The sequence below is a fragment of the Trichocoleus sp. FACHB-90 genome (assembly GCF_014695505.1).
GTDB lineage: Bacteria > Cyanobacteriota > Cyanobacteriia > Cyanobacteriales > FACHB-T130 > Funiculus > Funiculus sociatus.
Map to the genome: position 1 here is coordinate 1 of NZ_JACJOK010000010.1, position 7,845 is coordinate 7,845.

General features: G+C 44.3%; 10 protein-coding genes. 7 read left to right on the forward strand and 3 right to left on the reverse strand.

What is annotated here, in order from left to right:
* The 7 genes from H6F74_RS02400 to H6F74_RS02430 all read left to right on the forward strand — a co-directional run.
* Nucleotides 1-400 (forward strand): tyrosine-type recombinase/integrase (locus tag H6F74_RS02400; RefSeq protein ID WP_190435745.1); only part of this gene is annotated, 400 nt, incomplete at its 5' end.
* A gap of 208 nt (nucleotides 401-608) precedes the next feature.
* Nucleotides 609-944 (forward strand): killer suppression protein, encoded by a 336-nt coding sequence (locus H6F74_RS02405; protein ID WP_190435748.1) that lies wholly within the window; start codon nucleotides 609-611, stop codon nucleotides 942-944.
* Nucleotides 937-2,043 (forward strand): HigA family addiction module antitoxin, encoded by a 1,107-nt coding sequence (locus tag H6F74_RS02410; protein ID WP_190435751.1) that lies wholly within the window; start codon nucleotides 937-939, stop codon nucleotides 2,041-2,043. The genes H6F74_RS02405 and H6F74_RS02410 overlap by 8 nt, the downstream gene beginning before the upstream one ends.
* A gap of 98 nt (nucleotides 2,044-2,141) precedes the next feature.
* Entirely contained in the window at nucleotides 2,142-2,834 is a 693-nt protein-coding gene (locus H6F74_RS02415) for a thermonuclease family protein (protein WP_190435754.1), read from the forward strand.
* Nucleotides 2,835-2,960: 126 nt separating this feature from the next.
* Entirely contained in the window at nucleotides 2,961-3,878 is a 918-nt protein-coding gene (locus H6F74_RS02420) for a phospholipase D-like domain-containing protein (protein ID WP_190435757.1), read from the forward strand.
* Between the two features lie 47 nt (nucleotides 3,879-3,925).
* Nucleotides 3,926-4,069 (forward strand): hypothetical protein, encoded by a 144-nt coding sequence (locus H6F74_RS02425; protein ID WP_190435760.1) that lies wholly within the window; start codon nucleotides 3,926-3,928, stop codon nucleotides 4,067-4,069.
* Nucleotides 4,070-4,370: 301 nt separating this feature from the next.
* Nucleotides 4,371-5,708 carry a DUF262 domain-containing protein gene (locus H6F74_RS02430; protein ID WP_190435763.1) on the forward strand — a complete coding sequence of 446 codons (1,338 nt, stop codon included), beginning with the start codon at nucleotides 4,371-4,373 and terminating at the stop codon, nucleotides 5,706-5,708.
* Between the two features lie 254 nt (nucleotides 5,709-5,962).
* Here the strand turns inward: H6F74_RS02430 and H6F74_RS02435 are convergent, their stop codons facing one another.
* The 3 genes from H6F74_RS02435 to H6F74_RS02445 all read right to left on the reverse strand — a co-directional run.
* Nucleotides 5,963-6,547, reverse strand: coding sequence for a hypothetical protein (locus tag H6F74_RS02435; RefSeq protein ID WP_190435766.1), 585 nt, complete (start codon nucleotides 6,545-6,547; stop codon nucleotides 5,963-5,965).
* An 84-nt stretch (nucleotides 6,548-6,631) separates the two neighbouring features.
* Nucleotides 6,632-7,312 carry a Rho termination factor N-terminal domain-containing protein gene (locus tag H6F74_RS02440; protein WP_190435767.1) on the reverse strand — a complete coding sequence of 227 codons (681 nt, stop codon included), beginning with the start codon at nucleotides 7,310-7,312 and terminating at the stop codon, nucleotides 6,632-6,634.
* On the reverse strand, nucleotides 7,309-7,845 hold a 537-nt coding region (locus tag H6F74_RS02445; protein WP_190435770.1), incomplete at its 5' end, for a ParA family protein. The genes H6F74_RS02440 and H6F74_RS02445, both read right to left, overlap by 4 nt.

Below are 7,845 nucleotides of genomic sequence, written 5' to 3' on the forward strand. Positions count from 1 at the left end.
AAACTCCCGTGGTGATTCGGGTCAGGTAACGTTATTCGGCAAAGGACGGAAGACCCGGACTGTGCTACTGCCAGAGGGGGTATGGAACGAACTGTCCCAAATGCGCGGCGATGCCAGCGACAATGACGCAGTATTTCCTTCTAGGGAAGGCGATGCCGATGGTCATCACCTCGACCGCTCGCAGGTTTACCGGATTGTGGCAGCGGCGGGTAAACGTGCTGGGATAAAGGGGAAGGTTAGCCCACATTGGTTACGCCATGCTCACGCTTCCCATAGTCTCGACCGAGGCGCACCGATCCATTTAGTGCAGGCGACCTTGGGGCATGAAAGTGTAGCTACAACCAGCCGTTATTTGCACGCACGCCCCAACGATAGCAGTAGTCTGTATTTACCTGGGTAAAGGGCGCTCTGTTCCAGAAAAGAATTGCTTGCCTTACCTGAAATACTTGCATAGTGGAGGATTCTTTATTTTGGTTCATAAATAGTACATTTGTTCTATTTTGAGCAGATTTTACTTGTATATCTACTGGAATTGACCTATTCCTCGTCCAGAAGCCTAGAATATTGTTAACCCCAAAGGTTAACAATATTGCTAGAAGCTTGGTAAAATGGATATTGTATTTAAGAATAGTAAATTTGAAAAAGAGTGCAATAACCACAGGCTTCTGGAGAAAAAGCAGGGTACAGATAGAGCTAAACGCATTCGACGACGGCTTGACGACCTACGTGCTGCCGTCGTACTTGAAGATATGAGACCTCTTCCGGGAAGATGCCACGAATTGCTTCATAACTATTCCGGGCATTTATCGCTGGATTTGGATCACCCGTATCGGCTTATATTTGAGCCAGCAGACGAGCCAATTCCCACAAAAATAGATGGTGGTATCGACTGGACTAAAGTAACTGCCGTAAGAATAATCGGCGTGGAGGATACCCATGAGTAATGCGATCCAAAATCAATACACGCCTAACTATGTTTCCCCTCCTGGTGAAACCCTCGAAGAAATTTTAGAAGAAAGAGAAATGACCCAGGCGGAGTTAGCTGAACGAACGGGGAGACCAAAAAAAACAATTAGTGAAATTATTAATGGAAAGGCTGCAATCACTCCAGAGACAGCATTGCAGCTAGAGCGGGTTTTAGGTGTCCCTGCCAGTTTTTGGAACAATCGAGAACGACTTTACCGGGAGGCTTTGGCGCATCAAGAAGAGCGCGATCGCCTGTCTGAGCAAGTCGCATGGCTCGACCAAATACCTGTTAAGGACATGATCAAGCGGAAATGGATTCAGTCCTATCAAGACAAGGTTGAGCAGCTGCGGGAAGTGCTAAATTTTTTCGCAGTCGCATCCCCTGAACAGTGGAAAGAGTGTTGGTGTGATATTTTTGTAGACTTTCGGAAATCTCAAGCATTCCAGAGCGATCCTGGTGCGGTTGCTGCTTGGCTGCGTTGGGGAGAAAATGAAGCTGCTAAGATCAAGTGTCTTAGTTACGATGCCAACAAGTTCAAGAATGTACTACAGCAAATCCGTGCTTTGACTGTTCAACCCCCAGATATTTTTCAGGGTGAAGCCGTGCAGTTGTGTGCTACTGCTGGTGTCGCTGTCGTATTTGTACCTGAACTTCCAAGGACACGGGTTTGTGGGGCTACTCGTTGGTTGAATCCCAACAAAGCTTTAATTCAACTGAGTTTACGTTACAAGAGTGATGACCAACTGTGGTTTGCTTTCTTCCATGAGTCCGGTCACATTCTGCTACATAGTAAGCGCAATACCTTTCTTGAAAGGAACGGCGTTCAAGATGCTGAAGATCAAGATAAAGAGCAAGAAGCAGATAAATTCGCTGCGGACATACTCATCCCTCCTGCTCAGTTGAAACGATTTCTAGCATCAAGTCAATATCGCAGTAAAGCGGCTATCCGGCAGTTCGCAGATGAAATCGGCATTGCGCCAGGAATTGTGGTTGGAAGACTTCAGCATGATAAAGTTTTGCAGTTGAGTCACTGCAATGGGCTTAAACGCCGGTTTCAATGGGCATCTGATGAGTAAAAATTAATTACTTGATTGATCACACCTGGCAGACTACTAGGTGTGATTCGCCTCCCAGTTTCTGGGAACACTAGAAGTGTCCCAGATGAGAAAGCGTGATGAACAAACTCGCAACTGCCGCTGCTCTAGTCCTTGCCTTAATGGGAATCCCCGCCGCTGCCCAAACCACTGGAACAGTAGTCAGCACCGGCGATGGTGATACACTCCGAGTCAAGAGCCAAGGGAAGGTTGTCACAATTCGCATGGCTTGCATTGATGCGCCAGAAACAGGACAGCGCCCTTGGGGTCAGCAATCAGCCAACCAGCTCAAGCAACTTCTCCCCCCTGGTAAGGCTGTGCAGATTCGGGAGATTGAACGCGATCGCTATGGGCGGACTGTCGCTGAACTCTACCTAGGAAATCAGTCAGTGAATCTCCAGATGGTGAAGCAGGGGCAGGCTGTCGTGTATCGCCAGTACCTGAACGGCTGTGCATCCACCAAGAATCAGTACCTTCAGTCTGAGGCTCAAGCAAAACAGAAGAAACTGGGGTTCTGGAATCAGCCCAAGCCAGTGATGCCGTGGGATTTTAGGAAGGGGCCATCAGCAAGTAATCAACCATCCTCCAGCGCCAAGCCCAAGCCAGCCCCAGCCCAACAAAACTGTAGTCCAGCTTATCCAGGCGTATGTATTCCCCCAGGCCCACCGGATCTGAATTGCCCCGATATCTCCGACCGGAATTTCAAGGTTCTACCGCCTGACCCGCATGGCTTTGACCGCGACAGTGACGGGGTTGGATGCGAAAAAAGGTAAGGAGCGATCGCTCAATTAAGCAGGGAAGACTAAAAAAAATAACCCACTCTACCGCCAGTAAGGAGGTCTGCTACGAAACGCCCTTGGATAGTAATTGCTGAATATGCTGCCCTTGTCGGCTCTGCATTGGGAACCGTCGCAACGGCAGTCTCACAGCAGGCGGTCTATGCAGCTGCTCCTCTGATGGTAGCTCTCTCGCTCAACGCAATCAATCGTCACCGATTTCAACAACAGACGCAGCAATACACCAAAAGTGCGATCGCTGAGGTGCATCACGTTGTTGAATCCCTGCATCACCAGCGCCATACGCTACCGCCAGCCAAAACAGTAGACCTCAACCCTATCAATCAGTCCCTCGCACAGCTGGCACAGCAGTTCGACAACCGACCAGAACTAGGGCAGATTCAGGAGTTGAAGGACGCGCTCTCATCTCTTCCTCATCCCCTAGAACTGGAGAAAGTCATTGCTTGTCAGATTGAAAAATCAGCACAAGTCTTGGCACTTGAGATTAACCGACAGCTTGCGGCCATCAAGCCTTATGAGTATCGATTGGCGATTGACCGCCCTGGCAGCCGCGCTGTGTTCATGGAAGCCCTCGCTCTTGCTCAGGAACGGTTGATTTTAGTTTGTCCGTGGCCCAATATTTACGGCGTTAATTCTGAAGTAATTCAGAAACTTGAGGAACTACTTAAGCGCAAGGTTCGTGTCGCTGTCGGCTGGGGGCATCTAAAGGATATTGACAAGGTAAGTTCTATTGGTTCAATCCGCCAGCGGCTTAAATCTTCTTCCTATCTCTACAGTGCTTTGCCCGAACTGGAAACTTTAGAGCAGAAATATCCAGACCGATTCCAGCTAAAGCTACTGGGGACACATGAGAAATTTATCGTGTGCGATCGCTCGTGGACGATGCTGGGAAGTCACAACTTTCTGACTTCAGACACCAAAAGCACGGAGCGAGAGGTGGGCTTAAGGACGAATGACCCGCGCATCATTACAGATTTAATTAAGCGGTTTGACACTGCGAAAGACTTGGAGAAGCCCTAGCTTACCCGCCTCTAAGGGGGAAACTTGAGTAAACCAACTGTAATACCATGCCGAAGACTCCAGAGTGCGATCACTGCCAGCTCAATCCTCGCAATCCTTCTATAGTGTGTGCCGTGCATCCCACGAGACCTGATAGCGATCGCTGCCTTGACTTCCGACCCCCTGCCGAACCAGAAGAACCGGACGATTGACAACGGTTAACCGTTGTATTTTCCAGTGGGAGAAAAGTTGTTCAAACCGTAGAGCAAGTGTACGATTAGAAAAATTAGGCAGATATAGAATGCGATCGCTAACTCTTCATGATTACTTTGGAGCATTTGGCACCAGCGATCACACCGAATTTTTATGCTTAATTATTTTGTAAATTCCTAATAAAAACGGCTTATATTCATATTTAATTTGATATTTCATTGAGGTTACAAATTTTTTTTCTATTCCTGAGATTCAAAACTTGAGACATTTCAAAAACATTTATAGTACCCGAACTTACCAATGAAAAACCAAAGGCTAGAAGTAGAACTCGAACCGGAAGATGAGCAAGATGAATCTGAGTACGAGGCAGAACTAATAGATTTTCCCGTAGAACAGCGTGGCTTACTCACTGAATCTAAAGATTTCACTACCCGCGAACTACACGACCAATTCAAAGAAGGAGATTTAATACTTAATCCGTCTTTTCAAAGACAATACGTGTTTGATGATAAGAAAGCATCTCGTCTAATCGAATCACTTTTAATGGATGTCCCATTACCAATTATTTACTTATCTCAAGAAGCAGGTACAACTAAAAATGAAGTAATTGATGGTCAGCAGCGATTAACATCTTTTATGAATTTTTTTGATGGCAAATTTTCTTTAAAAGGGTTAACTGTATTTAAAGAACTGAACGGCAAGAAATATATAGACTTACCTAACGATATCCAATCAAAAATTCGGAAAAGTACGCTGCGCTGCATAATTATTAAACCAGGCACAAATAAAGATATTAAGTTTGATATTTTTGAACGGCTCAATTCAGGGTCTGTTCAATTAAATAGGCAAGAATTAAGAAATTGTATTTACCGAGGTAGTTATAGTGATTTATTGCGAGAATTAGCATTAGAACCACAATGGTTGAAGCTAATTGGCGCTGAAGAACCCCACAGACGTATGCTGGATTGTGAAATGATACTTCGTTTCTTTGCGTTTTACCATAGCTTATATGCTTATAAAGCACCTATGAATAACTTTTTAAACAATGAAGCTAGTGTCCGTCAAAATACTTCCAAAAAAGATATTAAATCCTTAAGACAAATATTTAATCAATCAGTCAAAATCAGTTGGACTGTTTTCGGAGAACAGGCTTTTAAAAAAGTAGAGTCCGGCAGTGAGAACCAACCAAACGCAAGATTTAGCCAAAAAATAAATTTGTCTATATTTGATGTTGTAATGGTAGGTTTTACTCAGCATGATCAGAGAGAAATTATATTAAGAGCAGATGCTATAAGAAATAAACTATACGATTTAATGACTACAAATCAAGATTTTATTGAAGCTATTTTATATAAAACAAGTGAAAAAAATAAGGTGCAAAAGCGATTCCGTATATGGTTGTATACTTTAGATGAAATAATTGGCTCGTCTGTAAGTGATTTAAGGCTTTTTTCTTATGCTTTCAGGAAGAAGCTTTATGAAGATGACCAAACTTGTTCTATATGCGGTCAAAGAATTATGTCATTGGAAGATAGCGTTGTAGACCACACAATTCCTTATTCCTTGGGTGGGACTACAGAACCAGATAATGGACGCTTGACTCATCGATACTGTAACTTTGCACGAGGTAATCGTTAAGACTAACGAGTCTAACACCAGACCAAACGACAGCAGTAAATCGCATCTACCAGGGTCAAAGGCAACTCCGCAAACTGGAAGCGACTATACAACTATGTCGTGTAATTGCTCCTCGCATCAGCGATCGCCCGTTGGAGGAATGGTCGTTTCAGGGGCGATAGTCTTTGAAAACAGACATTTTCATAGACTATCCGGGCTGAAATGAAGTAAACGACACTCATCCATATGGATGAGTGTCGTTTCTGGCATGGGTTTCAGCAATTATCAACGTGGTATTGAAGGCTATCGCATAGAAACTGCCCTACGCCAAACGAACCCATAGATCCATAGAGTTCTCGTTCTTTTCGCTTTATTTCCTCCAGTTTTTCGATCGCGTCGTTCAGTTGTAGGCTAATTAATCGCTCGTATCGCGCTAATTGTTCGCCAGACAGGGACAACCCAGCAGCAGATGTCTCTGCCTCCGCCAACTGTTTAGTAATGCGGCGCTTCTCCAGCTCAGAACTTTTCCCAGATAGTTTTTGTTTGATTTTCAGTATTGCCACGTCGCCTACCGCTGCCTCAATACCCCAAAGGCGACGCAAGCGTAACCAACCCATTGAAATCGTTTCGATGAGTAAATATTCGATCGGATCGCGAGGCTGATACTTCTCAATCAAACCTGCCACCATTGCATCGAACCATTCGCGATCTTCAGTACAAAGCATGGGCGGTTTCGTTGCCAGTAGCCCGTGCTTAACGCTGTTGTGACGAGCGATCGCCTTGCCGCGATCGCTCCGTGGCCCAGTCGATTTTAGGGCGTTTTTTCTGTTTTGTTCTGGGGAACTTGGCATTATATTCATCCAGTTTTTGTTGCTGTTGTGGGGTCAGTTCTGAACTGAAATTACCTGCCTCCATCCTATCGAGCGCTAGTGTTACCCCTATTACTAACTGAGTAGTTTAACTAATTCGTCCTTCTTCTTCTTGCTGTAGCCAGGTATCCCGCGCTTCTTAGCCATATCTCTTAACTCTCCAGCCGTTAAGGTGTTCAAGGTAGTAGAGTCTTTGATAACTTCAGGCATGGGTTGAGGGGTTAAGTAAAAAACTTCCTTCAAAGCATTGAGTTTTTTACCTGTTGTAATACCACACTTAAGTTTTGTAATCGGCTCTAATGTCTTCCAATACTGGCGAGGAGCTTCATCAATACGATCGGTAGCAATCAGAAGCTTAACACTCTTGAGATCGGTACCGGGTTTTTCAATTAGATACTGAAGCGCTGCCTTAATATCATCTCGTGTAGCTATGGTGAGGTTAATTTTTGGAGTTACTTCGCCTGCTAAAACTTTAGTCAGTTCTACAGATTCGTCGCTAGGATCGGCAATAATGCACCAGACTTTCTCTAATCCAGCTTCTTCAGCAACAGCATAAATAAATGAGTTACCAATGACTTCATATTGGTCTTCGCCAGTTTCTTTAACAATTACAGGAACCCAATTACGACCACCAAACTTATTGAGATTTTTGGCAGTAGCGGTAATCAAAAACTCAGGGGCATCTGTTCCTTCGCCAGCTTGGATCTGATCCATGTACAGGTGCATCAAGTTGCCAATATCGGTTAAGTTACTCATTGTAGAAAATACTCCTTTGCTAATTCTAAATAGTAATTACGAGCTGTTTTATCTTTGTAGGCAGCGGGTACGCGAGAAAAAGCCGCATTAGCTATATGAGCATAGCTAGGTAGTTCAAAAATATGTCGATCTTGCTTCGCTTGAGTATAACGCGGATAAAAATAAGGACGCAAATTAAACTTACTGGTTGGGGTTTGTTTGATAATTTCTTCTATTGCTTTATGTGCAGTATTACGCCCTGCATCCGTAATACTTTCACCATTGAAGAAAATTGGTAGTGCAATCGGCCCACCATCTTTTCTTGATTCTTGAACTTGAGGAATAAACTGTTTGATAGCCACAGCAGCATTCTCCAGCGAAAAGATGTTGTTGTGCTTCGTTGGAATAAGGACAACATCTGAGGCATATATAGCACTTTGACTGAAAAAACGCCAGTTAGGAGGTGAATCAATCAAAATATAGTCATACTCATACTTTAGGCTGTCTAAAATTTGGTAGAGTCTTCGTATTCCAAAGTTTTGGCGTAATTTATC

Bases quoted from the DNA above. Each gene is read 5' to 3' on its own strand.
- H6F74_RS02425 (WP_190435760.1), top strand. From the start codon at position 3,926: ATGCCGAAGACTCCAGAGTGCGATCACTGCCAGCTCAATCCTCGCAAT.
- H6F74_RS02435 (WP_190435766.1), bottom strand. From the start codon at position 6,547: ATGAATATAATGCCAAGTTCCCCAGAACAAAACAGAAAAAACGCCCTA.
- H6F74_RS02440 (WP_190435767.1), bottom strand. From the start codon at position 7,312: ATGAGTAACTTAACCGATATTGGCAACTTGATGCACCTGTACATGGAT.
- H6F74_RS02415 (WP_190435754.1), top strand. From the start codon at position 2,142: ATGAACAAACTCGCAACTGCCGCTGCTCTAGTCCTTGCCTTAATGGGA.
- H6F74_RS02430 (WP_190435763.1), top strand. From the start codon at position 4,371: ATGAAAAACCAAAGGCTAGAAGTAGAACTCGAACCGGAAGATGAGCAA.
- H6F74_RS02410 (WP_190435751.1), top strand. From the start codon at position 937: ATGAGTAATGCGATCCAAAATCAATACACGCCTAACTATGTTTCCCCT.
- H6F74_RS02405 (WP_190435748.1), top strand. From the start codon at position 609: ATGGATATTGTATTTAAGAATAGTAAATTTGAAAAAGAGTGCAATAAC.